This window comes from Streptomyces sp. VTCC 41912 (assembly GCF_045799175.1).
Lineage (GTDB): Bacteria > Actinomycetota > Actinomycetes > Streptomycetales > Streptomycetaceae > Streptomyces > Streptomyces albulus_C.
Genome location: NZ_JBJMAB010000029.1, coordinates 84,825 through 106,924 on the forward strand (window position 1 = coordinate 84,825; position 22,100 = coordinate 106,924).

General features: G+C 68.2%; 22 protein-coding genes and 4 pseudogenes. 18 read left to right on the forward strand and 8 right to left on the reverse strand.

Annotated features, from left to right (window positions below; all coding sequences use genetic code 11):
- Nucleotides 1-44: 44 nt before the first annotated feature.
- Nucleotides 45-1,535 carry a carboxylesterase/lipase family protein gene (locus ACJ6WD_RS30395; protein WP_407616952.1) on the reverse strand — a complete coding sequence of 497 codons (1,491 nt, stop codon included), beginning with the start codon at nt 1,533-1,535 and terminating at the stop codon, nt 45-47.
- A 422-nt stretch (nt 1,536-1,957) separates the two neighbouring features.
- On the opposite strand from ACJ6WD_RS30395, the gene ACJ6WD_RS30400 reads away from it, so the two are divergent.
- The 5 genes and pseudogenes from ACJ6WD_RS30400 (at nt 1,958) to ACJ6WD_RS30420 (ending at nt 4,674) form a co-directional block, all read left to right on the forward strand.
- Nucleotides 1,958-2,233 (forward strand): hypothetical protein, encoded by a 276-nt coding sequence (locus ACJ6WD_RS30400; protein WP_407616953.1) that lies wholly within the window; start codon nt 1,958-1,960, stop codon nt 2,231-2,233.
- A gap of 36 nt (nt 2,234-2,269) precedes the next feature.
- Nucleotides 2,270-2,485: pseudogene (locus ACJ6WD_RS30405) on the forward strand (ATP-binding protein); the annotation flags it as partial.
- A gap of 691 nt (nt 2,486-3,176) precedes the next feature.
- Complete coding sequence (locus tag ACJ6WD_RS30410; protein WP_233659224.1) at nt 3,177-3,923, forward strand: hypothetical protein; 747 nt, start codon at nt 3,177-3,179, stop codon at nt 3,921-3,923.
- A complete protein-coding gene (locus ACJ6WD_RS30415; RefSeq protein ID WP_407616954.1) occupies nt 3,920-4,360 on the forward strand; it encodes a hypothetical protein in 441 nt (146 codons plus the stop codon). Before ACJ6WD_RS30410 ends, ACJ6WD_RS30415 begins: the two co-directional genes overlap by 4 nt.
- Nucleotides 4,361-4,368: 8 nt before the next feature.
- Nucleotides 4,369-4,674, forward strand: a complete 306-nt coding sequence (locus ACJ6WD_RS30420; protein WP_233659226.1) for a hypothetical protein — start codon at nt 4,369-4,371, stop codon at nt 4,672-4,674.
- A 254-nt stretch (nt 4,675-4,928) separates the two neighbouring features.
- Here the strand turns inward: ACJ6WD_RS30420 and ACJ6WD_RS30425 are convergent.
- The 3 genes and pseudogenes from ACJ6WD_RS30425 to ACJ6WD_RS30435 form a co-directional block, all read right to left on the reverse strand.
- Nucleotides 4,929-5,144 (reverse strand): annotated as a pseudogene (locus ACJ6WD_RS30425) (IS481 family transposase); the annotation flags it as partial.
- 61 nt (nt 5,145-5,205) lie between these two features.
- The gene (locus ACJ6WD_RS30430) at nt 5,206-5,673 is read right to left on the reverse strand and encodes a hypothetical protein (RefSeq protein ID WP_407616955.1); all 468 of its coding nucleotides are present in this window, start codon (nt 5,671-5,673) and stop codon (nt 5,206-5,208) included.
- 76 nt (nt 5,674-5,749) lie between these two features.
- Complete coding sequence (locus tag ACJ6WD_RS30435) at nt 5,750-5,947, reverse strand: hypothetical protein (protein WP_407616956.1); 198 nt, start codon at nt 5,945-5,947, stop codon at nt 5,750-5,752.
- A 173-nt stretch (nt 5,948-6,120) separates the two neighbouring features.
- On the opposite strand from ACJ6WD_RS30435, the pseudogene ACJ6WD_RS30440 reads away from it, so the two are divergent.
- Nucleotides 6,121-6,354: pseudogene (locus ACJ6WD_RS30440) on the forward strand (Rid family hydrolase); the annotation flags it as partial.
- Between the two features lie 1,197 nt (nt 6,355-7,551).
- Here the strand turns inward: ACJ6WD_RS30440 and ACJ6WD_RS30445 are convergent.
- The gene (locus ACJ6WD_RS30445; RefSeq protein WP_407616957.1) at nt 7,552-8,532 is read right to left on the reverse strand and encodes a GlxA family transcriptional regulator; all 981 of its coding nucleotides are present in this window, start codon (nt 8,530-8,532) and stop codon (nt 7,552-7,554) included.
- A 71-nt stretch (nt 8,533-8,603) separates the two neighbouring features.
- On the opposite strand from ACJ6WD_RS30445, the gene ACJ6WD_RS30450 reads away from it, so the two are divergent.
- The 3 genes from ACJ6WD_RS30450 (at nt 8,604) to ACJ6WD_RS30460 (ending at nt 10,141) form a co-directional block, all read left to right on the forward strand.
- Nucleotides 8,604-9,278, forward strand: coding sequence for an HD domain-containing protein (locus ACJ6WD_RS30450; protein WP_233659233.1), 675 nt, complete (start codon nt 8,604-8,606; stop codon nt 9,276-9,278).
- Nucleotides 9,279-9,350: 72 nt separating this feature from the next.
- On the forward strand, nt 9,351-9,773 hold the full coding sequence (locus ACJ6WD_RS30455) for a Rid family hydrolase (RefSeq protein WP_331248040.1): 423 nt from the start codon (nt 9,351-9,353) through the stop codon (nt 9,771-9,773).
- A 119-nt stretch (nt 9,774-9,892) separates the two neighbouring features.
- Nucleotides 9,893-10,141: a hypothetical protein gene (locus tag ACJ6WD_RS30460; RefSeq protein ID WP_407616958.1), complete on the forward strand. Its 249-nt coding sequence runs from the start codon at nt 9,893-9,895 to the stop codon at nt 10,139-10,141.
- An 817-nt stretch (nt 10,142-10,958) separates the two neighbouring features.
- Here ACJ6WD_RS30460 and ACJ6WD_RS30465 read toward each other — a convergent pair.
- Nucleotides 10,959-11,333 carry a hypothetical protein gene (locus tag ACJ6WD_RS30465; RefSeq protein ID WP_233659238.1) on the reverse strand — a complete coding sequence of 125 codons (375 nt, stop codon included), beginning with the start codon at nt 11,331-11,333 and terminating at the stop codon, nt 10,959-10,961.
- 102 nt (nt 11,334-11,435) lie between these two features.
- Nucleotides 11,436-12,263: an SPASM domain-containing protein gene (locus ACJ6WD_RS30470; protein WP_407616959.1), complete on the reverse strand. Its 828-nt coding sequence runs from the start codon at nt 12,261-12,263 to the stop codon at nt 11,436-11,438.
- Between the two features lie 323 nt (nt 12,264-12,586).
- On the opposite strand from ACJ6WD_RS30470, the gene ACJ6WD_RS30475 reads away from it, so the two are divergent.
- The 6 genes from ACJ6WD_RS30475 (at nt 12,587) to ACJ6WD_RS30500 (ending at nt 17,564) form a co-directional block, all read left to right on the forward strand.
- Nucleotides 12,587-13,075, forward strand: coding sequence for a hypothetical protein (locus ACJ6WD_RS30475; RefSeq protein ID WP_407616960.1), 489 nt, complete (start codon nt 12,587-12,589; stop codon nt 13,073-13,075).
- Nucleotides 13,076-13,213: 138 nt separating this feature from the next.
- Nucleotides 13,214-13,432: a ferredoxin gene (locus tag ACJ6WD_RS30480; protein WP_233659241.1), complete on the forward strand. Its 219-nt coding sequence runs from the start codon at nt 13,214-13,216 to the stop codon at nt 13,430-13,432.
- Nucleotides 13,429-14,832, forward strand: coding sequence for an NAD(P)/FAD-dependent oxidoreductase (locus ACJ6WD_RS30485; RefSeq protein WP_376554205.1), 1,404 nt, complete (start codon nt 13,429-13,431; stop codon nt 14,830-14,832). The genes ACJ6WD_RS30480 and ACJ6WD_RS30485 overlap by 4 nt, the downstream gene beginning before the upstream one ends.
- A gap of 61 nt (nt 14,833-14,893) precedes the next feature.
- A complete protein-coding gene (locus tag ACJ6WD_RS30490; RefSeq protein WP_407616961.1) occupies nt 14,894-16,162 on the forward strand; it encodes a cytochrome P450 in 1,269 nt (422 codons plus the stop codon).
- 23 nt (nt 16,163-16,185) lie between these two features.
- On the forward strand, nt 16,186-16,404 hold the full coding sequence (locus ACJ6WD_RS30495; protein ID WP_331248036.1) for an alcohol dehydrogenase catalytic domain-containing protein: 219 nt from the start codon (nt 16,186-16,188) through the stop codon (nt 16,402-16,404).
- A 167-nt stretch (nt 16,405-16,571) separates the two neighbouring features.
- A complete protein-coding gene (locus tag ACJ6WD_RS30500) occupies nt 16,572-17,564 on the forward strand; it encodes a diacylglycerol kinase family protein (protein ID WP_331248035.1) in 993 nt (330 codons plus the stop codon).
- A 184-nt stretch (nt 17,565-17,748) separates the two neighbouring features.
- Here the strand turns inward: ACJ6WD_RS30500 and ACJ6WD_RS30505 are convergent.
- Nucleotides 17,749-18,415: pseudogene (locus ACJ6WD_RS30505) on the reverse strand (IS3 family transposase); the annotation flags it as partial.
- A gap of 390 nt (nt 18,416-18,805) precedes the next feature.
- On the opposite strand from ACJ6WD_RS30505, the gene ACJ6WD_RS30510 reads away from it, so the two are divergent.
- The 3 genes from ACJ6WD_RS30510 to ACJ6WD_RS30520 all read left to right on the forward strand — a co-directional run bounded on the left by ACJ6WD_RS30510 (nt 18,806) and on the right by ACJ6WD_RS30520 (nt 20,915).
- Nucleotides 18,806-19,138 carry a PadR family transcriptional regulator gene (locus tag ACJ6WD_RS30510; RefSeq protein ID WP_331248034.1) on the forward strand — a complete coding sequence of 111 codons (333 nt, stop codon included), beginning with the start codon at nt 18,806-18,808 and terminating at the stop codon, nt 19,136-19,138.
- 2 nt (nt 19,139-19,140) lie between these two features.
- Entirely contained in the window at nt 19,141-19,530 is a 390-nt protein-coding gene (locus ACJ6WD_RS30515; protein WP_331248033.1) for a DUF1048 domain-containing protein, read from the forward strand.
- Nucleotides 19,531-19,679: 149 nt separating this feature from the next.
- Nucleotides 19,680-20,915, forward strand: a complete 1,236-nt coding sequence (locus ACJ6WD_RS30520; RefSeq protein ID WP_407616968.1) for a serine hydrolase domain-containing protein — start codon at nt 19,680-19,682, stop codon at nt 20,913-20,915.
- Nucleotides 20,916-22,100 lie beyond the last annotated feature (1,185 nt).

Here is a 22,100-nt window from a genome sequence, read left to right on the forward strand (position 1 = left end):
CAGGTGAGAGGCGGCGCCGCAGTCGTAGGAGCCGACCCGGACAATTACGAGAGATCGAAGGGGGCGGGGGAGTGGCCTTCCCAGATCTGGCGGGATGTCTGTTCGGGGTAGGGCAGAGTCTTCGACTCGGTGTCCAGGACGCGGGTGAGGTGGCCGCCGGGCCGGTGGGCGGACCAGCCCGCGTCGCCGGTGGTGACGAAGCGGACCCATGCCTCCTGGAGTTCGCGGGAGAGCGCGACGGCCTCGGGAGTGGGCTCCTCGCCGATGAGTTGGGTGCCGACGGGGCTGTCCAGCGTGCCGAACGCCAGGGGAACGTCGAGGCTGTGGCAGGCGCCCAGGATGCCGCCGAGGGCCGGGGCAGCCCAGCACAGTTCGAACAGGTACGAGGTGCCGCCGGCTGCGGCGTTCGCCTCGGCCAGCTTCTGTGACGGCATGCGGAAGAGGGCGTCGGAGTACACCGTCTCCACCAGTTCCTCCGGGCCTGCCTGTGGGAACGCGGCACGGTAGGCCCGCGCGCCGTCCGGCTGCGGGGCGAGCAGTTCCAGGGCCGCGTGGGCGTCCTCCTCGGTGAAGGTGCCGTACCGTCCGCTCATGACGCTGAAGTACCGGAATTCGTCCCGGGTGTGGCCGACGAGCAGTTCGGTCCCGCTCGCGCGCGCTCCGGTCAGCGCGAGCCAGGGCGTTTCCGGGAGGACCTCGCCGTCGACGACGGGGCACAGCGCGGTGCCGGTCTCCGTGAGGCGTCCCCAGCTCTCCCGGTGCGCGTGGAGGCCGGCGTTGAAGGAGGTGAGCTCGGCGGCGAGGTGCCATGGGTCGATGTCGCGCAGGGCCTCGGCGGTGGGGGCCGCCGCGCCGAGCCGGTCCGCGAACGCGGCGGTGACCTGCCGTGGCAGCGCGGGGGTGCTGTGCAGCCCCGGCACCGAATGGGCGATGGCCCGCCGGAACAGGCCGCGCGCGGACTTCATCGTCAGCAGGGCGGCGACCGAGCCCGCCCCGGCGGACACCCCGGCCACGGTGACCCGGGCGGGGTCGCCACCGAAGGCGGCGATGTTGCGCTGCACCCACTCCAGCGCCGCGATCTGGTCGAGGAATCCGCGGTTGGGCGGCGCGTCGTCGAGGAGCGCGAAACCCTCCGCGCCCACGCGGCAGTTGACGGTCACCACGACGACTCCCGCCTCGGCCAGCGCTGCCGGGTCGAACATCGGGTCGCTCGATGCTGCCGAGAGGTAGCCGCCCACGGGGATCCACACCAGCACCGGCAGTCCCGCCGCGCCGGGATCCGGAGTGCCGACGTTGAGCGTCAGCCAGTCGGTGCCCTGCGGGGACACGTCGATCGGCAGCGACAGCGGCACCACGGGGCCGAACTCGACCGCCTGCCTCGTCCCCTCCCAGCGGTGCGGCGGTGCGGGCGCGGCGAAGCGGAGCGCTCCGACCGGGGGCTGGGCATAGGGGATGCCGCGGAACACCGCGTGCCCCTGCCGCCGACGCCCCTGCACCACGCCTTCTGTGGTCCGTACCTTTGGCTGTTCGGACATGACGATCCCTCCCCTCGAGTGGACCTCAGGATTACGGGTCAGGTGTATTATGTCAACCGTATTGAAACAGGCCCGGGGCGCGAGGGAGGGGCCGGCGACGCCGAAACAGGTGGATCACCGCGGACGCCGCGAAGCGATCGCCCGCGCACTGTGGCGGGTGGTGGAGCAGTGCGGCGTCACACAGCTGACGATGCGCGTGGTGGCGCAGGAGGCGGGCATGTCACTCGGGCAGCTGCGGCACTACTTCGCCTCCCGGACCACCATGCTCTCCTTCGCCATGGACTTCGCGTCCGAGCAGACCTCGGTGCGCGTCGACCAGGGGCTCGAAAAGCTCGGTGACCGTCCGCATCCCCGTGACGTGCTGCGACTGACGCTCGCGGAAATGCTCCCCCCTGCATGCCGACGCCCGCGCGACCAGCCGGATGAGCGCCGTCTACGTCCTGGAGGCGCTGCACGACGAGGCCGTGCACGAGCGGGCGCGCCGCGGCCTCGTCCAAGGGCGGGCCCTCGTTGAGCGGTTGGTCCGCCAGGCGATCGCCGACGGGCACATCGACTCCGGCCGTGACCCGGCGACCGAGACCAACCTGCTCCTCGCCCTCACCGGCTTCACCTCCCTGATCGAACTCGACGTGATCGACCCCCAGGGCGCGCTCGCCGCGATCGACGTGCATCTGGACCGGCTGTTCAGGAGTACGTGACCTGCCCCCGGACACGGGGGCAGGTGGAGGCAAGGTCGGCTCTACGTCCTCCACGCCGACCAGGACACCCTCCGTGAGCGCATCGCGGGCGACACTGTTCTTGGCCCCAACTCCTCATTCCGTCTCAAATACCTTGAGCCCTATGCCGAGGCGGCCCGCACATGGCTACACGGTGAGGCCGAGGTCATCGACACCACCCACCTCACGCCCGCACAGGCGGCCCTGCAGATCGCAGAGGCCGTCAAGAGTTGAGGCCCGCCCGCCATGCGAAACAGGCCCGGCGAGGATTGGACGCGGTCCTGCGGAACGCGTTCGGAGACACGAGCATGGGATGCCGAAACCTCGCAGGTCACGGCGAAGCCGTTGGACACCGAAACACGGAACCTGTATGAACGGCTCCCACCGGGTTCGGGCGGAGCTCGGCCTCGCCGCACGTCAGCCGGCACCGCGGGTGTGCTGCAGCATCCACATCTGCGATCTATCCCCTATTCAGCGCATTTCGACTCGACCACCCCACCCCGAACCACGCCCTACGGTCACCTGACGGGCTGCCAGCGACGCGGAGGTCGCGTCCTACCGGGAGGTTCGAATTCAGGCTCCCTAGGGGGCATTCTGTCGGTCGGCTTTCGGCGCACCCCTCGGATTTTTGAGGATTCGGCTTGGGAAGGCATCCCGCAGCCGCTCCGGCGGCCCCGTCGAGAGGGGGTGTGTCAGCCACAGTGCGCGTCGCAACGGAGTCTCCGTTGTTCCGAGTATTCACACCCTCGAACGTTCAGGCCGGTAGCATCTGGCCGGAGATCTGACGGATCACAGGGGGCTGCGGATGTCGGGCGACTGGGACAACATTCGTTCCCGGTGGGAGAGTGTTCGCCAGGCCGTGGACAGTTCATATCCTGCGCCCAGGAACGGATCGGCGTTCGGGAAGGGGCGGTTCGGTCTGGCCGTGAACCCGGTGGCCATCACGGGTGAGGCTGGTGCCGGGAAGAGCGTCCTGTACGACGCGTTGACTCAGACGATCAAGACCGGCGACCCGAACGGCACTCGAAGCCCGGACCGGGAGAGGCGCCGTGCGGTCTTCCGCACCGGCTCCCGGCGGGCGCAGGCGTCAGTCGTGGTGATCCCGGGGCAGGCGTCCGAGGAGAGGGAACGTGCTCTGACCGCCACCATGGGTGGGACAGCATCGCCGCACGGCATCATCCACGTCGTGTGCTGGGGACACAACAGGACCTGGCAGCGCCGTGAACAACGGGCCATCGAAGAGACCTTGCGCGCCGCAAACCCGGCGTTCGACAGGGATTCGGTGCGTGACTGGCACCTCCGCAAGGAGGCCGAGGACTTCCGGGACCTGTGCGAACGAATCACCGAACAGCGTGCCGCCAAGCGCCTGCGGTGGATGATCATCGCCGTCTCGAAGTGCGATCTGTACTGGGATCGCATCGACGAAGCGCGTGACTACTACATCCCCGGCGCGGGCCCCGATTCGGAGTTTCACACTCCGCTGCGCTACCTGGTAGACGAGACATCCATCAAGCTCGCCGTACTTCCCATGAGCTCGCGGCTTATCCGGCATCAGTTCGTGCCTCAGCTGCAGCCGCAGCTCTTCCAACTGGATGACGAACAACTCGGCGTCCTTCGAGATCACTTCGGAAGCGCCCTTCGTGGATTCCTCACTGCCGGAGACGGGGCATGACGGCCATTGACGACGGCGACGCTTTTGACCAAATCCTCACCAAAGCCGAATCCCGACTGATCCTCGTTCGCAGGGCGCGCGCTCAAACAGGCGTGGCCCGAGGTGTCCAGCTAGGGGGTGGCGCCGTGGCGCTTGTGGCGGTTGCCGTGGCGCTGCTGAGCACTGACCGGCCCGGAGACGAGAGAAGCACGTGGGTCGTGGTCTCACTGTTCATCGCCGCCGTCGGTTTCGCAGCCATTCTTGTGACCCAGGCCGCGGTCGTCCTCCCGTTGCGTCGGAAGCTGGCGTTGGAGGAACGCGTCATGCTGAACGAGGTCAATCGGCTGCGTGAACTGTTCGTTCATGTCGCGCGCAGCGAGCAGTGGAGCAGGGAGCGAGTCCGCGCGGCCAGGCAACGTCTTTCCCAGTTCCCCATCGAAGGCGGGGCGTTCCGTTGATTCAGCGATTGATCAAGTTCTCTGGTGTCGCCGCGCTCGTCGCCTGCGTCCTCACGCCTATCGGGTATCTGCTTGCTACGCGACAGGCCGGCCCGTTCCAGAACGCATTTCAGGACCACTGGGAGATTGTCGCCGCGGGGCTCGTGCTCGTTGTGCTCGGACTACTGGAGATGGCCAACGGGCTCGGCCTCTGCTTCATCGTGGACGGTGCGTTTGAGGAAAGCAACCTGGCCCGAGGCGTGGGGAGTCTGGTGGTTGGTTTAGCGATCGGCGTGTTGGGGGCGGCAGTCCTCTACAACGTGCTGTTCAACTGAGCGGGGTGGATGCAACTGGAGCGCCGACGGGTTCGTTCCAGCGGTCCGTGCCGGAGTTGCGGCTGTTCATGCAGGTCAGAGCCGAGCGTAAGCGGTTCACTCGATCGCGTGGAGATCTGACGATTACTCGCAAATTCCAGGAGTCCCTTCCGTAATTTGCTCGCTTGTGACAGAGTCCAGGGCTCGCCGCTTCTCTCTCATCACCGGTGGCGACGTCGGCCTGAAGGACCGGCCTGGCGAGCAGGGACAGCCGGAGCCGGGCCCGGCCGACGTGCTGACACTCCAGCGGCAGACCTCAGCGACCGCGTCGGCGGAGGACGAGCGGGCGTTCTTCCAGGACTCCCTTGCCGAGTACGTGTGGGAACCTGGAAGCGTTCGGCGGCCCGACGAAGAGTCCAGCCGTCCTCGAAGACGCAGCGGGCCAGGCGCAGGCGTCCGGTCTCGGTCAGGGGTGCATTACGGTGAGGCATGAGGGCCTTTCTGTTGGTGTAGACGTCGCAATCCACACCGAACCGGAAGGCCCTCACCCGTTCAAGATCCAGCCGCCGAGACCTGGCTCACCCGTCCACAACCTCCCCGGACAGAACACCTAGGGCGCTTCTTCTGGAGCATCCTGCTGACCAGATAAAAGTTGGCTGCGACGTGGAAGTGCCCCGAGCCACGGGCGTCCTTGCCATGGCGGACGTGGAGCTTGCCGAAGCGCCCCAGGTTCCACTTGATGTCGGCCAGGTCCAGCTTGCACGCCTCGCTGACCCGCAGACCGACCTGCGACATCGGCTTCGCCGCGGTGTAGTTCCGGGCGGTCGGAGCGAACTTGCGGCAGGTCGCCAGCTCACGGCCCCAGCCGGTGAACAGCGTCCCGACCTCCGGATCGGTCGGAGGAATCCTCAGCTGGGTGTCCTTGGCCCCGCGCGGCCGATTCATCTCGTCGATCGGACACTCGATGGCCCGGCCGGTCATCCGGTGGAGTTCGACCTTGTGCCGCAGCTCCAGGAACATGAAGAACGTAGTCAGAGCCGCGACCGGGCCAGCCGGGTGCCGCTCGGCGAGTTCCGCAGCACCCTCGCTCCATGTCTCACAGCGGTCGGCCGAACCAGGTTCTGATCTGCTCCAGGTGCCCGACGTCCCCGAGGATGGTGCCGCCCTCCAGGCCCGCCGAGGCCCGCGCGAGAACGAACCCGGACAGCACGTCGGTCTCGAACCGCTCCAGCTCCTCCGCCGACGCAGGCGCCCAGTACTCACGCAGGTCTCGTACGACTGCCAGCGCCGCCAACCCGAGCCTCCTCACCTTCGGCCCGACTGCGGATCGGTCGGACGAGGTGAGAACGCTTCAAGAATCCCGAAGCTACGTCACAGAACCACAGAGCACACGAAGGAGGAAGAACCCCCTTGCCACGGGGTTGGGGACTCAGCGGGGCTCAGAGGAACTCACGGGATGTCGCACACTACGCCAACACGGACAAGGTCCTGAACCACTACGGAGTCACCCGGAAACAGGTCGTCTCGCAGGTTCTGTACGTGGTGGACCTGCGGCAGAACGCCGCGGCGACGGCGGTGGGCAACCTGGCGTACTTCGGAGACCACCGCCCGACCAGCACCGTCCTCGGTGTCACTGAACTGACCTTCCCCGGCCAGGTCATTGAGATCAGCTTCGTCGTCGACGCGAAGCTTCCCGCCTGAGCTTGTCCACACCGCGCGGCGCGTCCAGGCCCGCCCGGAGGATCGCCACCACATGCCACGACCGTTGATCACCAACCGACATCGGGGCGTGACTCACCACCTCACCGTCAGGATCTCCGCAAGACCGACTGCGCCGTGGCCGAGGGCGCGCATTCCGTGCGGGAGTTGATGGCCCATCAGGCAACTGCTCACCCGCTCGCCGGCTTGGCTGCGAGGCCGTGGGCCGGTTGCAGTTGTTGGTGGCTGCGTGCATGACGCCGCCGACGGTGGCCCGTTCTGCTGGGCCCGCGCGGTCCTCGATGTCGCCGCGGCCGGGCTCACGCCGCCGAGTTGCGGAAGTGGCTGCGGATCGCCGTCGCGCAGACCGCGCCCGCCGCGCAACATCTGCTCTTCGACATCTACCCGGACGGGGCCCGTTTCCACGGCCCGACCGTCGCTCGTCGGACGAGGCCGTGCTGCTGGCCGAGCTCGGCCGAGCGCAACTGCTGGATGGGGCCGGGCCGGCGGGCTGCACCCGTGGCCCTCAGCTGATGCCTGGACGCCGGTTGGGCCGAAGCCACCCCCGTGCAGACCGGGGAGGCTGCCGTCTTCCAGTGCTGGCGGCCCCGTCGCCAGGACTCTACGCGGTGGCTCTGACATCCCGGCCGGACCCTGGAGACCAAGCTGAGAATCGTGGGGTTCATCGTCGGGCCGAAGGTGGGGCCGGAGGTGGGACGCGTTCGCAGCGCGAGCTGGCTGTCAGCGCAGTTCAGGGCTGATAGGCAGGCCGTGAGCACGTGCCGGCATCTCTTCTGTTGCGGTGGCCGACGAAGCGGACGTGCTGCGCGACTGGTGGCGCGCAGGAGCCGACGGGCGCCCTCGGCGCCGGCTTGGCGAGTGCAGTGGGACCAGGGGTTCCGCCGCGCTCCCTCCGAACCCCCCGGCGTCTAGCACCCCGCATCTGCCGGTCCACTTCTCGCGACTCTTCGTCAGAACGCCTGGCGCGGAAGGTTCATTGGGCCAGACGGTCCCTGCCGGAGCCGACATCCTGCTGACCGGTGAGGCCCTCTCGCCTCACCCGTCGAGCGGGGTGACGAACGACGCCTGACCCGAGAGGAAACGGTCCATGAGCGCCGCCGTCCGCGCCCTGCCGCTCTGCTCGGCGGCTTGGGCGGCAGCGACCCGTCTGCGAAACCCTTCAGGTCGTGGTGGCCGTTCTCAGTCCGTGCGCGGGGTTGCTGGTGACGAGTCCGGACCGCGCGGTGTCGAGTGTGTGAAGGTGCGGCGGTAGGCGGTGGGGGTGGTGTCCAGCGTGCGCCGGAAGTGCAGCCGCAGGTTGGCTGCCGTGCCCAGCCCGCAGTCCCGCGCCACCTGATCCACCGAGAGGTCCGTGGTTTCCAGCAGTTCCCGCGCCCTGCCGAGCCGGGCGTTGAGGACCCACTGCAACGGGGTTGTGCCCGTCTCCTCGGTGAACCGGCGCATGAAGGTGCGTTGCGAGAGGCCCGCGTGCCGGGCCAGCACGCGTAGCGTGAGCGGTTCGCCGAGCCGGTGCAGGGCCCATCCACGGGTGCCGGACAGCGACGCCTCACCGGCCACCGCGACGGGAGCCGGCACGTACTGGGCCTGTCCGCCGTCTCGGTGCGGGGCGGCGACCAGGCCGCGGGCGATCTGGTTGGCCACCTCCGCGCCCAGGTCGCGGCGCACGATGTGCAGGCACAGGTCGATGCCGCAGCACACCCCGGCCGAGGTGAGCACGTCGCCCTCGTCGACGTAGAGCACGTCGCGGTCGACCGTGACGGCCGGGAAGTCCCGCTCGAACGCGTCGATGTGCTTCCAGTGGGTCGTGGCGTGCAGCCCGTCCAGTACGCCCGCCGCGGCCAACGCGAAGGCGCCGGTGCAGATCGACACCACACGCCTGCCGCGGTCGTGGGCTTCGGCCAGTGTGTCGAGCACGGCGTTCGGCAACGGGAGGATCGGTTCGAAGCCCGGCACGATCACGGTGTCGGCGGTGCGCACCTGCTCCAGGCATCCGTCGGCGATCAGTGCGAAACCCGCGGTGGTGGCCACCTTCGGGCCGAGCGCGCACAGGGTCATCTCGTAGGGGGTTTCCGGCCGGGTGGTGAAGATCTGCGTCGGGATCGCCAGGTCGAGCGGGGTGACCCCGTCCAACGCCAGGACTGCGACTCGATGAGCTGCCATGGCAAGATTCTAACGAAGTAAGGAAATATTGCCTCTCGCCAGGTCAGGGTGGTCGCGGCCAGGCTGAGGACATGACTCGACCTACCCGCGAGGCGACCGCCGACCCGATCGCGCTGCCCAACACACCACTTGCCGACACCGTCATAAACCTCATCCGACCGGTGGAGACGCCGTCCGTCTTCAACCACAGCATCCGCAGCTATCTGTTCGCCAGGCTGGTCGCCGGCCACCTCGGCCTGGCCGCCGGCCACGACTACCAGGACGACCTGCTGTTCGCCGCGTGCGCGATGCACGACGTCGGGCTGGCGTCGGACGGCTCGCACCGGCAGCGATTCGAGGTCGAGGGCGCCGACCGAGCCGCCGAACTCCTCATCCAACAGGGCGTGTCCACGGCCGACGCCGACCAGGTCTGGCAGGCCATCGCCCTGCACACCTCCCCGGGCATCGCGGAACGCCGCGGCACGCTGTGCGTGCTCGTCCGCGAAGGCGTCGCCCTCGACTTCGGCGGCCCGGTGGGCACCGACCACCTCGACGCAATCACCGACGAGCAGGCCGACGCCCTGCACACCGCCTATCCACGGCTGGACATGATCCGCTCACTCACCGACGCGATCGTCGCGCAAGCCGCGAAGGACTCGAAGAACGCTCCCCGGTACACGACCCCCGGCGAACTCCTGCGCGAGCGCCAGACCTTCGGCCGGACCCGCCTGGAGCACGCCTACCGTACGTCCCGCTGGGGCGACTGACTCCACGGACTCCACCACCACGCGCCAACAAAAAAGCCAACAGAGATTCAACAAAGAACAGGAAGCACCGCAATGACCATCCACACCGTCGAAGTCCCAGAGAACAACGCGGTCTTCGGAGAGACCACCAGCGCCTTCGCAGGCTTCGGCTACTCCGCCGCGGTGCGTGCGCACGGCCTCTTGTTCATCGCCGGAACGATCGGTCGCCGCGCCGACGGAACCATCCCGGACACCATCGAGGAGCAGACCGAGATCGCCATCCGGAAGATCGAGGAGATCCTCCGGCTGGAAAACCTCGACATGTCCGCCCTCGTCGACGTCACCAGCTACCACGTCGACATCCGCCAGCACCTGCCCGGCTTCATCCAGGCCAAGCAGCGCCTCGTCGAAGCGCCCTACCCGACCTGGACGATCATCGGGGTCAGCGGCCTCGCCAGCGCGGGGCTCCTCGTCGAGATCCGCGCGACCGCCGCGTATCCCGACGCATCCCGGTAGACCGCCGCTCCCGGGCCCGCTCCTGGGCCCGGGAGCCCGTCACGGCGGACGTGGAGCCGGTCATGAAGACCGCTCGGAGCCCCGGACCGCCCGGCCTTACGCCGCCGGCATGGACGGCCATGTCGTTCCTGAAGAAGGCGAAGGAGCAGCCGGAGGCGCTCGGGCCCGCCGAGCGAAGGATGACCAAGACCCTGATCGGCAACTACCGGTTCACCAAGCGGTGCTCGGCATCCCCCGGCACCGCAACCGGAGAGAGCCGGATTCTTGTCCGATCGTTGCGCTTGTCAATCACTCTGACGTTGTCGGGCGTGCCAGCGGCCACGCTCGGTGATGAGATCGGCCGTTGCGTTTCGGGTGGCGGGCAGTGACTTCTTCTCAAAGCTGTGTGGTCACGGCAGCGCCCCCAGAATTCGCCGTCGCCGGCTCGAGTCGTCCCCACACGTGCAGGGGGTGGTCCCTGGTGCCGCGCTGCCAGCCGCACGATCGGCAGGAACGTCTTCGCCTCGGCGGCGCCGAATGCCGTGGGGACCCCGCCGGCCTGCGGGAGCCGAGCCGTTCGATCGGGCGCTGTGGAGTCATACGCCGGTACGCCTCGTCTACCGAGTGCGCACGCCACTCGGTCAACCAGCTAACCCTGGAGAAGCGTTCATTCTCGCTGTCGTTTCGGCGCAGCGCTCGGCGGCGTACTCCCGCGGCAGATCGTGCCGCTGGTACCGCTCTGGCCCCGCCCTTTCAGTAGGAGGTTGCCCTCGGCGAGGTCGAGCAGCCCCACGGCATCGGCGAGCGTCAGCAACTGATGCGGCAAACCACCGACGTTGCGGCGGCGGCATCTGGCCCGGAACGCGCAAGGCCCCCGATCCAAAGATCGGGGGCTCTGATGCTGGGGTGAGTAACGGGACTCGAACCAGTTTTCTGACCCTATTGTGACCTGCGAGAACTCTGAAAATCGGGCGAAACCAGCGCAGTTCGATGTCGTTCGTTGACGCTCATTTACCCTGATTGCGGTCCCGTTTGGCCGCGGCCAAACGGTTCGGCCACACAGCGCCGGGCCCGCAGGCGGTGAGTAGAAAACCGCCTAACCGTGATCTCCGAACGCCTGCGGCACCACCAACGACGACGCCCCCGCCCTTGCCCTTGGAGGGCAGTGACGGGGGCGTCGCGCACCGGGAGGTGCTCGGGGAGGTGTCAGTCCTGCTCTGCTTCCGGTGTGCTGCCGAGGGTCTCTGTGAGGCAGGCGCGGGCGGCATCCACGAACACTTCCCGGGCCTTCTTGAACGCCACCCAGTCCTGTTCTTCCGTGTCGGCTCGGCCGAGCAGTCGGATCTGCTCGATGACCGCGTGGGCTTCCTTGTGCGGCCCGACCGGCTCGACCACGATCCGGTTGAACGCGTCCCGGGTGGCCGCGTACGCCGTGTCCTGCGCCTGCCGCGTCGTGTCCGTGCTCGGGTACTGGCCGTCGGCCTTCCGCCAGCACACGGCCGATTCGTCGTCGGCGGCAGTGAGGAACGCGGCGTACGCGTCCCGGCGGGAGAGGTAGAGGTCGGTCGAGGTGGCGCTCATGAGCATCTCCGTAGGGCGGGGGCGAGAGCGGTGTCACGCTACTCGCACGCGTTGCCGCACTCACCCCCGCGCCCGCAGGTTCCCCCGTTGGTGGGCCCGGAGTCAGCAGTCCGTACCGGCGATCCGCGGATTGTCGTACCGCACCGACCGGTGCGGGGACATGATCGGCGCGCGGTCGTCGGAACTGTTGTCCGTCGGTGCGCATGCGGCGTCCGGAGCGCAGGCGATCTGCGGGGCGCACGAGTCGTACGACGGGTTGCAGTCCGGTAGGCAACTCGGGGCACCGGCGGTGGGCAGCTTGTCGGGGAACGCATGGCCGAGTTCGGCACGGGCACCCTGCATCGCGGCACCGTTGTAGATGGCGGCGAGGCTCTGCTCGCGCACGTGGCCGGCAGTCATCCAGCGGGCGAACACGCACGGCCACACATAGCCGTTGGGTGCGATGGCGAACTTGTTGCGCCCGCAGCGTCCACACAGCTTGGTGATGTCCGGGCCGGCGCCGTTGGCGCCTCGGCCGAACGGCCTGATCTTGTCTGTGCGGACATCGCGGAGTCCGATGTCGAGCAGGTCCCGGCGGGCCTCGGTCGCGCGCTGGCCCTGGAGGACGTTGATCACGCTGCCCCGCAGGGTGATCCCGAGGGCCTTGGCCTTCTCGACGTTGGCGCGGGTGCGGGCATGGGATCCGCGGTTCTCGGTCACGTCGCCGTCGTCGGAGTAGTAGCTGAACGCCAGCCGGACACTGGGGAGTTGCAGCGCGGTCCACATCTCATCGGTGATGTGGGTGAGGTTGCTGAACACCTCGATGCGCATCTGGTGCTTGCGGGCGTGGGCGATGTAGGCGGGCAGGGACGCAGCGCCCCGTGCACGTTGCCGGCACTCCTCGCCCGAGCCCCCGGTGAGGCCCCTGGGGACAGCGACGACGCCTGACACCGCGGTGCCCTGCCGACGCGACGGATGGCCCAGGCCGTCCCCGTCCCGTTGGAGACAGGCTCCGAGATGCTTATGCCGCCGGGTGTCCAGTTCGGTTCGGCCGACGGCCTACCGAAGCCGGCATGGAGTTGCCCGAACCGGGAGTGCGCGACGGGCATGTGGATCTCGGGAAGACCTGCACCTTCCCGAACATCAGCGGCAGGACGATCACCCCGTAGTCCCGGGGACGAAGAGGAGGAATTCCCGCGTTCTGCGCGACCCATGTCTGGGCTTCCTTCGGGGCCGAGGCAGGCACTGCGACCGCTGCCGGCTACACGACGACGATGGGCGAGCAGCACGACCAGACGTGGCTCCTCGCCCGCGTATTCGTCGACGACCGGGCCGCCGTGCTCCTGGTCGTCGGGGCCGCCGCCGACACCCCCGCTGACCCGCTGACGGCGCTGGGTGTCGCTGCCGTCGCAGTCTGCGACGGCCAATCCTCTGCGCCGCAGCAGGCGCCGAGACCGTCAGCGCGGCGCCAGCCGACAACCGTGCCCCCAGGGCAACTTCTGCGACCGGGTCCGCTGCCGCCCGTACCCTGGACCACGCCGGCCACCGTTGCGTCGACCTGGAAGTGCTCCGCCGCGATGGAGCTGGCGGATGCCGGCGGCGACAGCCCCGAGCTCAACCGGCTACGGAGGCAGCCGTCCGGGGTGAAGGGCAACGCATTTGCGGTCGTCGGCAGACGGGGCGAGCATTTTGGTAGGGCAAAACGGCCGGGGCGAACCTTGCTGCCGTCTCCATCGGATGTTGCCGTGGCCTCCGGACCGTGATGCACACCGGCGGTAGGCGTCACCGCGCAGGTACCGCCGTGTCGGAGAAGATCGAACATACGGGTGCTCAGCCGGTGGCGTCGGCGGGGGCGACGGGTGGGTTGTCCAGCTGGGCGGCAGGTCGGAAGGAGTCTGCCCATGCGGATCGCCGTGGACCTGAATCGGTGTCAGGGATACGCGCAATGCGTGTATCTGGCGCACGAGGTCTTCAGATTGACTGGCCAGGAGGCCCTCACCTACGAGCCGAACCCCGATGACGGGCGGCGCCTGCAGGTTGAGCGCGCCGCTGCGGCGTGCCCGGTGCAGGCGATCGTGATCGACCGCGTGAACGGGGCGGAGCGGGGCGCGACGTCATGACCTTGCCGGCAACGGTCGCAGAGCTGGTGCGCGAGTTCAGAGCCAGCGGTCGGATCGTCATCGTCGGTGCCTCCCTAGCCGGACTGCGGGCCGCGGAAGCCCTGCGTGAGGAGGGTTTCACCGGTTCTCTGACCATCATCGGGGACGAGCCGTACGAGCCTTACGACCGTCCTCCGCTGTCCAAGCAGGTGCTCAAAGGCTGGGTGCCGGCCGACCACACCAAGCTGCCCCGCCTGCGAGAAGTGAATGCGGAGTGGCGGCTCGGGGTGGCCGCCAGCGGGCTGGACCGGGCCGCCAAGCAGGTGCGCCTGGCCGACGGCGAGCAGATCCCGTACGACCGGTTGCTGATCGCCACGGGCACCCGGGCGCGACAGTGGCCGAACCCGGACGAGGCGGCCCTGGACGGGGTCCACACGCTGCGCACGTGTGATGATGCCGCACAGCTGCAAAAGGCGCTGGCCGCGCCAGCGTCGCGGGTCATGGTCATCGGGGCCGGGTTCATCGGCTCGGAGGTGGCCTCCGTCTGCCGAGAACTCGATCTCCCGGTGACCGTAGTCGAGCGGGGCTCGGCGCCGCTGGTCGGCGCGCTCGGCGGGGTGATCGGTGAGATCGCCGCGGAGATGCAGCGAGACCACGGCGTGGACCTGCGCTGCGGGCTGGGCGTGTCGTCACTGGAGGGCGACTCGGGCGGACACGTGCGGCGTGCTCATCTCTCGGACGGAACCACCATCGACGCCGACGTGGTGGTGGCCTCGCTGGGGTCGATCCGCAACGTGGAATGGCTGGAGGGCGCCGGGCTGGCGTCCGGTTTCTGGGGCGTCGGTTGCGACGCCGGCGGTCGCGCCTTCGACGTCAACGGCGTGATCACCGACAGCATCTACGTGGCAGGGGACGTGGCGCGCGCGCCCCACGTGCTGTACGAGTACCAGTTCCTCGCGATGGAGCACTGGGACAATGCCGTTCTCGGCGCCGAGGTCGCGGCGCACAACATGGTGAACCTCGAGCCCCACTATCGCCCGCATCTGTTGCTGCCCGGCTTCTGGTCCGGTCAGTTCGGCGTCAACATCAAGTCCGTCGGCGTGCCGCCTTTCGGCGACGAGATCGTCTTCACACAGGGATCCGTCACGGAACGCCACTTCGCCGCCGCCTACGGTCGCCGGGGCCGCATCGTCGCCGCCGTCACCTTCGACCACGGCAAGTGGCTGGAGTACTACGGGAAGCTGATCGAGCAGTCGGGTCCGTTCCCGCCTCCGCCGCCGGGTTGGGACCAGCCGGGCGACATGAAACCGATCCCGGCCGAGTTCCCGCAACCCGGCGTCCCGACGGCGATCCCCGACGTCGTCCTGACCGGCCACGACCCGAACGAGCGGAGGGCCGAGTTCCGCTCTCGCCCCCGTTGACGCGCTCGCCGGGCCGGGCGTGCAAGCGGACAGCACCGACAGGAAGAAGGAGGGGAGGCTCGTGGTCGAGGAAACCCCCTGGCAGCAGGCCCTCCGCTACGCCAACCGCGCCAATCCATACCCGTTCTACGAGCAACTGCGCAGGACCCCGGTGGCGCGGCAACCGGACGGCACCTACGTCGTCAGTACCTACCAAGAGATCGTCGCGCTGCTGCACGACCCCCGGGTCAGTTCGGATGTCAGGAAGCTCCCCGCCCCGGTTGCGACCCCAGCCGAGGACTCGGCGGAGGCCGAGCCGATCACGGAGGCCGTCATCGCTTTGGAGCCGAACATCATCACCCAGGATCCACCCGAGCACGATCGAGATCGCCGGACGATGACGCCGCATTTCGTCGGCCCGCCCCATTCCCCGCACCTGATCTCCGACCTGGAACCCGAGATCCGCCGCATCGTGGACGGCCTCCTGAACACCATGCAGGGAAAGTCCCGGATCGATGCCGTCGACGAGTTCGCCTACCCCCTCCCGGTGACCGTGATCTGCAAGGTCCTGGGCGTACCCCTCGAAGACGAGCCACGCTTCCACAACTGGATCGAGACGGCCCTGGACGCTTTGGACTTCGGCCCCGAGGCCGCCTCGGAGGAGATGCAGAGCCGACTGGCCGGGGGGCGCCAAGCCGTGCAGGAGTTCGGGCAGTTCGCAGCCGAGCTGCTCGACCGGTACGCCCGGCAGCCCGGCCCCGGCATGCTCTCCGCGATGATGAACGAGGACGGCCCGTCGGGAGCGATGTCCAAGGGCGTGCTCGTGAGCAATGCCTTGCTCCTGATCTTCGCCGGGCATGAAACCACGGTCAATCTCATCGCCCACAGCGTGCTCACCCTGCTGCGGCACCCCGACGCACTCGAGAAGCTGCGCCGCCGGCCCGAGCTGATCGTGCCCGCGGTCGAGGAGTTGCTGCGCTTCGAGTCGTCGGTCCAGTTCTGGCACACCCGCTCCGCCGTGGAAGACATCGACATCGCAGGCACCACCATCCCGAAGGGCGCGCCGATCTTCCTGGCATACGGCTCGGCGAACCGGGACCCGAAGCGGTTCGCCAACCCCGACGAGCTCGACCTCGAACGCCGGGACAACCAGCACCTCGGGTTCAGCCAGGGCATCCACTTCTGCTTCGGCGCTCCGCTCGCGCGGCTCGAGGTCCAGGCCGCGGTCGGCGAGTTCGTCCGCCGGGTGGAAAACCCCCGGCTGGTAGACGACCCACCGCCGTACCGCCACAACCAGATCTTCCGCGGCCCGCGCCACCTCCTGGTCGACATCGACGGGATCCGCGACTGACTCGACATGCGTGAAGGATCGCTATGCGGGCTTTTCAGCTAGTCGGATGGCAGCAACCGCCCGAGCCGCGCGAGGTGCCGGTGCCCGACCCCGGGCCGGGGCAGGTCCGGGTGGAGAAGCGCGTCTACGGCCCCTGGGGCTGTGGAGTGTGCGCCAACTGCCGGGAGGGCCGGGAGAACTACTGCCAGAAGGTCAGTGGTCAGGGCGGCGGCTTGGGAGGCGGTGTCGGCCTGGTGCCGTAGGCCGTAACTGTTGGAGGAAACGTCATGGAGGCGGTGGCCGGTGCGATCGCTGGACCGGGCCGGTGGCGGATGGCGCAGTCAGCAGCGGGCGCGGTAACGGCAGCTGTGTCGGCGCCTGTGACTGTGACGGGCGCCGGGCTGATGAAAGCGACCTGTCGGTGCTTGCCATGACCGAGAACGCGTTCCAACCGGTGACCGCTGCGCGGCGGCCGTATCTGATCGTGAATCCCCGTTCGGGGGGAGGGAAGGCGAGCCGGTTCCGGATCGCGGAGAAGGCCCGTGCGTTGGGAGCTCAGGTTCTCCTGCTCGATCCTTCCCGGCCCCAGGACCTCGCGACCGTCGCCCGACGCGCGGTGGATGACGGTGCGGATCTGCTGGGGGTGGCCGGCGGAGACGGTACGCAGGCACTTGTCGCCGGGGTGGCTGCGAAGAACGGTCTTCCTTTCGTGGTCATTCCGGCTGGTACTCGCAACCACTTCGCGATGGACCTCGGCCTGGACCGTGAAGACCCTTCGGCAGCGCTGGAGGCTCTGACGGACGGCGTCGAACTGTGCGTGGATCTCGGGTTCGCAGGCGAGCGGGTGTTCGTCAACAACGTGTCCTTCGGTGCCTATGCCGCCCTGGTGCAGGACCCGGCCTATCGGGAGGACAAGATCCGCACTGTCGTGCGGATCCTCCCGGAATTCCTGGCCCGCCACGAGGGCCCGGAGCTGGTGGTACACGCCGGGCTGCTCACGGTGGACCTGCCGGATGCCGTGCTGGTGAGCAACAACCCCTACCGGGTCGATGACCCGGCCGGGCTCGGCAGGCGTGCGCAACTGGACTCCGGGCTACTGGGCGTACTGGCCGCCCGGGCGGAGACACCCGCCGACACGGCCGCCCGGCTGCGGGATGGGAAGACGCACGGCCTGACCAGTCTGGCCACCGCTGACGAGGTTGTCGTCGAAGCCGGCGTCCCGGTCGTCCCCGTCGGGCTGGACGGTGAAGCCGTCACCCTGCCGACTCCCGTGCGGTGCCGGATCAGTCCCCGAACGCTACGGGTACGGGTTCCCCGCCATCAGCCGGGCGCCACGCCCGGCGAGCGGCCGCCGGGCTGGGGCACCATCCGGCGAGTGGCCTCGGCTGTCGGGCGAGCTGTTCACGGCCGTCATACCGGCTGACCGAAGCCGGACCGCGGATCGGGCAGGGCGCAGGACTCCCCGGCTGCCACGCGTGCACCCAGCGCACGGCTCTAGAACGGGCAACGGCTCTTCGCTGTTCGCCGGTCGCCGACCGATCCCGCTCCGGTGATCAGCGCTGGGGGGGCGGGCGGTGGGGGCCTTGACCTCGAATCCTGGACACGGGTTATGCGGCTGGTGTCAGCGTAGTTGATGTCGTTTCGGACGTTGACTCGTAGGTGATCGGGCTGCGTTGCGAGGAGGGAGTGACGGCGTCGGGTGTTGTAGCGGTTGAGCCAGCGGAATGCGTCGAGGCGGGCCTCGCGTTCGCTGGACCAGTGCTTGCGGCCCTGAAGCGTCTCGCGTTTGAACGTTGCGTTGAAGGATTCGGCGAGCGCGTTGTCTGCTGAGCTGCCGATCGCGCTCATGGACTGGCGGACGCCGGCTCTGCGGCAGGCGTCAGCGAAGGCCCGGCTGGTGTACTGGGCCCCGTGGTCGGTATGCATGACCGCTCCGGCGAGGCTGCCGCGGGTCCATTCGGCGGCGGCCAGTGCGTCGGTGACGAGGTCAGCGCGCACGTGGTCCGCTATGGCCCAGCCGGCCAGGCGGCGTGAGGCGAGGTCGATAACGGTGGCCAGGTAGAGGAACTTCCCGCCGTCCAGCGGGAGATAGGTAATGTCGCCGACGTACATCGTGTTCGGTTTGCTTGCCGTGAAGTCGCGGCCGACGAGGTCCGGGGCCTTCGCCGCGGCCGGGTCCGCGACAGTGGTGCGGTGCCTGCGGCGCAAGCGCATGCCCGCCAGACTTGCGCCCCGCATCACACGCGCGGTCCGCTTGTGGTTGACGCGCTCGCCCCCACGAGCGGGTAGACGGCGACGGAACGGACCACCGAGGTCGCGCTGAGCCTGGGGCGCCGTCGCGTTGCCGTTCGCCGTGGGTGGCTGTCGCCTGTCGGCGGTGGCCGCGCTGCTGGCCTCGCCCGATCACCGCTGCCCGTCCGGTGGCCGTGGCATGGGCTGTTCAGCCCGCCGATGCTCTGGCGGGCCGTCACCGCGGCTGTCACCGCGGCCGGCGCTGCGGCCCCGGCGAGCAGTGCGGCCCGCCCGGGGTCCTGTCAGTGATGCTATGGAGCTGGGTGCTTGCTGTGCCGGCCCATCCACTATTCCGTCTTGCTAAGTACTGGTAGTCAGCGATACTGTGTACCAGTACTCAATAGCGCTGACTAGTGCAGGGGGAGGTGTTCCGTGACCAAGTTGGAGACGGAAATGCTCAAGGGCACGCTGGAGGGCATCATCCTGGCGTCCCTGTCCGGCCGGCCCGCCTACGGCTACGAGATCACGGCACGACTGCGAGAGCAGGGCTTCTCCGACATCGCCGAAGGGACCGTCTACGCGTTGCTCCTCAGGATGGAGAAGCGCGGCCTCGTCGACGTGGAGAAAGTCCCTTCCGAGAAGGGGCCGCCACGCAAGATGCACTCCCTCAACACACGGGGACGAAAGTACCTCGAAGAGTTCTGGAGGACCTGGAGCTTCCTCACGGAACGACTGGAACAGCTCCGCAAAGGGGAGGGCAAGTAACCATGTCCGAAGTCGAAAAGACCGGCTTCCTCTCGAAGGTGATCGGACCCAAAAAGCGCTGGCGGGCGTACAAGGCGCGCGTCAAGGAACTTCCCGAGAACCACCGCACGGCGGTCGAGGCGATCGAGCGGTACCTGATGCACTTCGTGCCGACCGACGGCGAAAGCAACGCGTCGATGTTCGAAGACCTCGCCGACCTATTCGAGCAGGCCGCGGTGGACGGAACTCCGATCCGCGAGATCGTCGGGGCGAACCCGGTGGAGTTCGTCGAGGCGTTCGCCCAGAACTACACCGAGGGCGGCTACGTCCCCGCCCGCGTACGCAAGCAGCTGACCGACGACATCGAGCACGCCACCGGTAGCGAGACCGACACAGAAGACAAGACGGTCTGATCGCACCTCAGCACATCACCCCCAGGGCTGAGCACCGCCTTCATCGCCTTTCTGCACAGCGCGGCCGGCCGGGCCATGCCCGGCCGGCGCCTCGCGCCGCATGCCCGCGGCGCCGTCGAGACCGACCACTGCGTGCAAGGAGATTCATGATGGGAAACGGCAACAACGGATTACCCGAAGCCGGGCTGCGCCGACTGCGCGAGGTACTGGAAGCACACGTCGAATCCAAGAAGATCCCCGGACTCGTCGCCCTGGTCGGCCGGGACGAGGAGACCCATGTCGAGGCGATCGGGACGATGCGCCATGACGGTGGCGCGCCGATGCGCCGGGACACCATCTTCCGGATGGCCTCGACGACCAAGCCGGTCGCGGTCGCCGCGACGATGGTCCTGCTGGACGAATGCCGACTGCGACTTGACGACCCGATAGACCAGTGGCTGCCGGAACTGGCTGACCGGAAGGTGCTGAAGAGTCCCGACAGCCCGCTGGACGACACCGTGTCCGCACGGCGTCCGATTACCGTGCGGGACCTGCTCACCTCCACCTGCGGGCTCGGGCTGGATATGACGGCGATGGGCTCCCCGATGATGAGGGCGTACTTCGAGCAGAGGGTCTACGGCGAGAACGGATGGATGCTGCCGGCCGTGGAGCCGGATGAGTGGATGCGCCGTCTGGGCGCGCTTCCGCTGATGTACCAGCCCGGAGAGCGGTGGCTGTACAACGTCAGCGACGACGTGCTCGGCGTGCTGGTGGCCAGGGTCACCGGCCAGTCGTTCGAGGCGTTCCTACGCGAGCGCATCTTCGACCCGCTGGGGATGAAGGACACCGGCTTCCACGTACCCGCCGACAAGATCGACCGACTGCCGCCCCTGTACGCCCCCGATCCACAGACCGGAGCGTTCACCGTGGAGGACGAGGCCGAAGGGGGACACCACAGCAAGCCTCCGGCGTTCCAGTCCGGCGGCGGCGGACTCGACTCAACCGTCGACGACTACCACGCCTACTTCCGGATGCTGCTCAACCACGGGATGCACGGTACCGAACGGATCCTGTCCCGGCCCGCCGTCGAGTTGATGACCACCAACCGCCTCACGCCCGAGCAGACATCCGACCTACAAGCCTGGGCCCGCAACGTCGTCCATCTGTCACACGGCCAGGGGCAGACCGGCGGCTGGGGCTTCGGCATGACGGTGCGCACCTACCGCGGTGACTACGCGCCGATTGGTCAGTTCGGCTGGGACGGGGGAGCCGGCACCACGACGTACGCCGACCCGGACAACCAGCTCGTCGGCATCCTGCTCACCCAGACCGGGATGTCCACCCCGGACTCGGCACGGGCCATGCAGGACTTCTGGACCACCCTCTACCAGGCAATCGACGACTGACCTGCCCACCTCACTCTGATGGGGACCAGCCACCACTTACCACGCTTGATGCTCACGTGCTGACAACGGGCCGCAGCTGACCACGTCACCGGTCGGGCCACTGATGAGTCACCGACCGCGCGGGCTGCCCGGCGTTGATGGAGCGCCGGTGTGCGCCGTCGGCGACGGTCAGACCTTGACTGCCGAGACCTCCGTGTGGCCGGTGCCCTCGGTCGGGCAGTCGGCTGTCGAGCCGGCCGGGCCGCTGGTGTCCGCTTTCGCCCGGCGAGGGGGTGCTGGCGAGAGTTGGCAGCGGAGCAGCTGCTGGTGGTGCCCGCCTCGGCCCGGCCGCTGCTGCGACCAGGACGGCGGGTGCGGCCCTGCGCGGAGGCTGACTTCCCGGTAGGACGTTCCCTAGCGCGGAGAGGCGCGTGCTTGCAAGGAGCAGGGGCGCCCGCCCATACCGGCCTCACGCCAGCGTCATCCGGCCGGCGGCGTCGAGGCGTAGACCCGGCGGAGCGCCCCGTCGAGTCGGCCCGGCCCGAAGTTGCAAAGTTTGGTTCAGACAGATCCGCCTGAACTAGCAGTGAGTCACTGTGAATTCACCGACAATCTTCGCCGTCTTTTCGTATTCGTTCTGTGTGTGGTCGGTGGTGAATTTCGGCGGCATCTTAGGGCGCCCACGTGGTACGCACCGGTTTGATCTCTGGCTGTTTAAGCGGGAATTACAGCTGGCCTGGATTGGAAAATGAAGGCAGGTCTTTTGGCTCGGGATGGTGACGCAGATTGCCAGTCTCTACCCCGAGCATCATCGGGATGTATCGCCGTGAGATTCTGGTGTTCTGTGAGGTGATGCGCTACGCGCACTCGCGAGCGGTTTCGTGAGAGCTCAAGAGTCCACCGGCCGGACGCCGGTGATCCGGTGTCACAGTCTCCGAGACCTGGTTCCCGGCCTCGGCCCGAGGCCGGCGTGCAGGCCAGCAGCCAAGTCCGCCCCCACCTCGTAGCTAGCCCCACTCCATCACTACCAGTGGTCCGACACACGCCAGACAAGGCACACTTCAAGAAACCTACGGAATTCCGAAGGAATTCCCCGCTATTCCGAAGGAATAGCAAGACCCGAAGGGTCTTATCAATTCCCCGGAGGGGAATCGCATTTGACGCCCCGTAGGGGCGTGCGTCGTTCCTCCGGAGGAGGACGCGCGC

Bases quoted from the DNA above. Each gene is read 5' to 3' on its own strand.
- ACJ6WD_RS30395 (WP_407616952.1), bottom strand. From the start codon at position 1,535: ATGTCCGAACAGCCAAAGGTACGGACCACAGAAGGCGTGGTGCAGGGG.
- ACJ6WD_RS30400 (WP_407616953.1), top strand. From the start codon at position 1,958: ATGAGCGCCGTCTACGTCCTGGAGGCGCTGCACGACGAGGCCGTGCAC.
- ACJ6WD_RS30415 (WP_407616954.1), top strand. From the start codon at position 3,920: ATGACGGCCATTGACGACGGCGACGCTTTTGACCAAATCCTCACCAAA.
- ACJ6WD_RS30430 (WP_407616955.1), bottom strand. From the start codon at position 5,673: ATGTTCCTGGAGCTGCGGCACAAGGTCGAACTCCACCGGATGACCGGC.
- ACJ6WD_RS30445 (WP_407616957.1), bottom strand. From the start codon at position 8,532: ATGGCAGCTCATCGAGTCGCAGTCCTGGCGTTGGACGGGGTCACCCCG.
- ACJ6WD_RS30450 (WP_233659233.1), top strand. From the start codon at position 8,604: ATGACTCGACCTACCCGCGAGGCGACCGCCGACCCGATCGCGCTGCCC.
- ACJ6WD_RS30455 (WP_331248040.1), top strand. From the start codon at position 9,351: ATGACCATCCACACCGTCGAAGTCCCAGAGAACAACGCGGTCTTCGGA.
- ACJ6WD_RS30460 (WP_407616958.1), top strand. From the start codon at position 9,893: ATGTCGTTCCTGAAGAAGGCGAAGGAGCAGCCGGAGGCGCTCGGGCCC.
- ACJ6WD_RS30465 (WP_233659238.1), bottom strand. From the start codon at position 11,333: ATGAGCGCCACCTCGACCGACCTCTACCTCTCCCGCCGGGACGCGTAC.
- ACJ6WD_RS30475 (WP_407616960.1), top strand. From the start codon at position 12,587: ATGGGCGAGCAGCACGACCAGACGTGGCTCCTCGCCCGCGTATTCGTC.
- ACJ6WD_RS30480 (WP_233659241.1), top strand. From the start codon at position 13,214: ATGCGGATCGCCGTGGACCTGAATCGGTGTCAGGGATACGCGCAATGC.
- ACJ6WD_RS30485 (WP_376554205.1), top strand. From the start codon at position 13,429: ATGACCTTGCCGGCAACGGTCGCAGAGCTGGTGCGCGAGTTCAGAGCC.
- ACJ6WD_RS30495 (WP_331248036.1), top strand. From the start codon at position 16,186: ATGCGGGCTTTTCAGCTAGTCGGATGGCAGCAACCGCCCGAGCCGCGC.
- ACJ6WD_RS30500 (WP_331248035.1), top strand. From the start codon at position 16,572: ATGACCGAGAACGCGTTCCAACCGGTGACCGCTGCGCGGCGGCCGTAT.
- ACJ6WD_RS30515 (WP_331248033.1), top strand. From the start codon at position 19,141: ATGTCCGAAGTCGAAAAGACCGGCTTCCTCTCGAAGGTGATCGGACCC.
- ACJ6WD_RS30520 (WP_407616968.1), top strand. From the start codon at position 19,680: ATGGGAAACGGCAACAACGGATTACCCGAAGCCGGGCTGCGCCGACTG.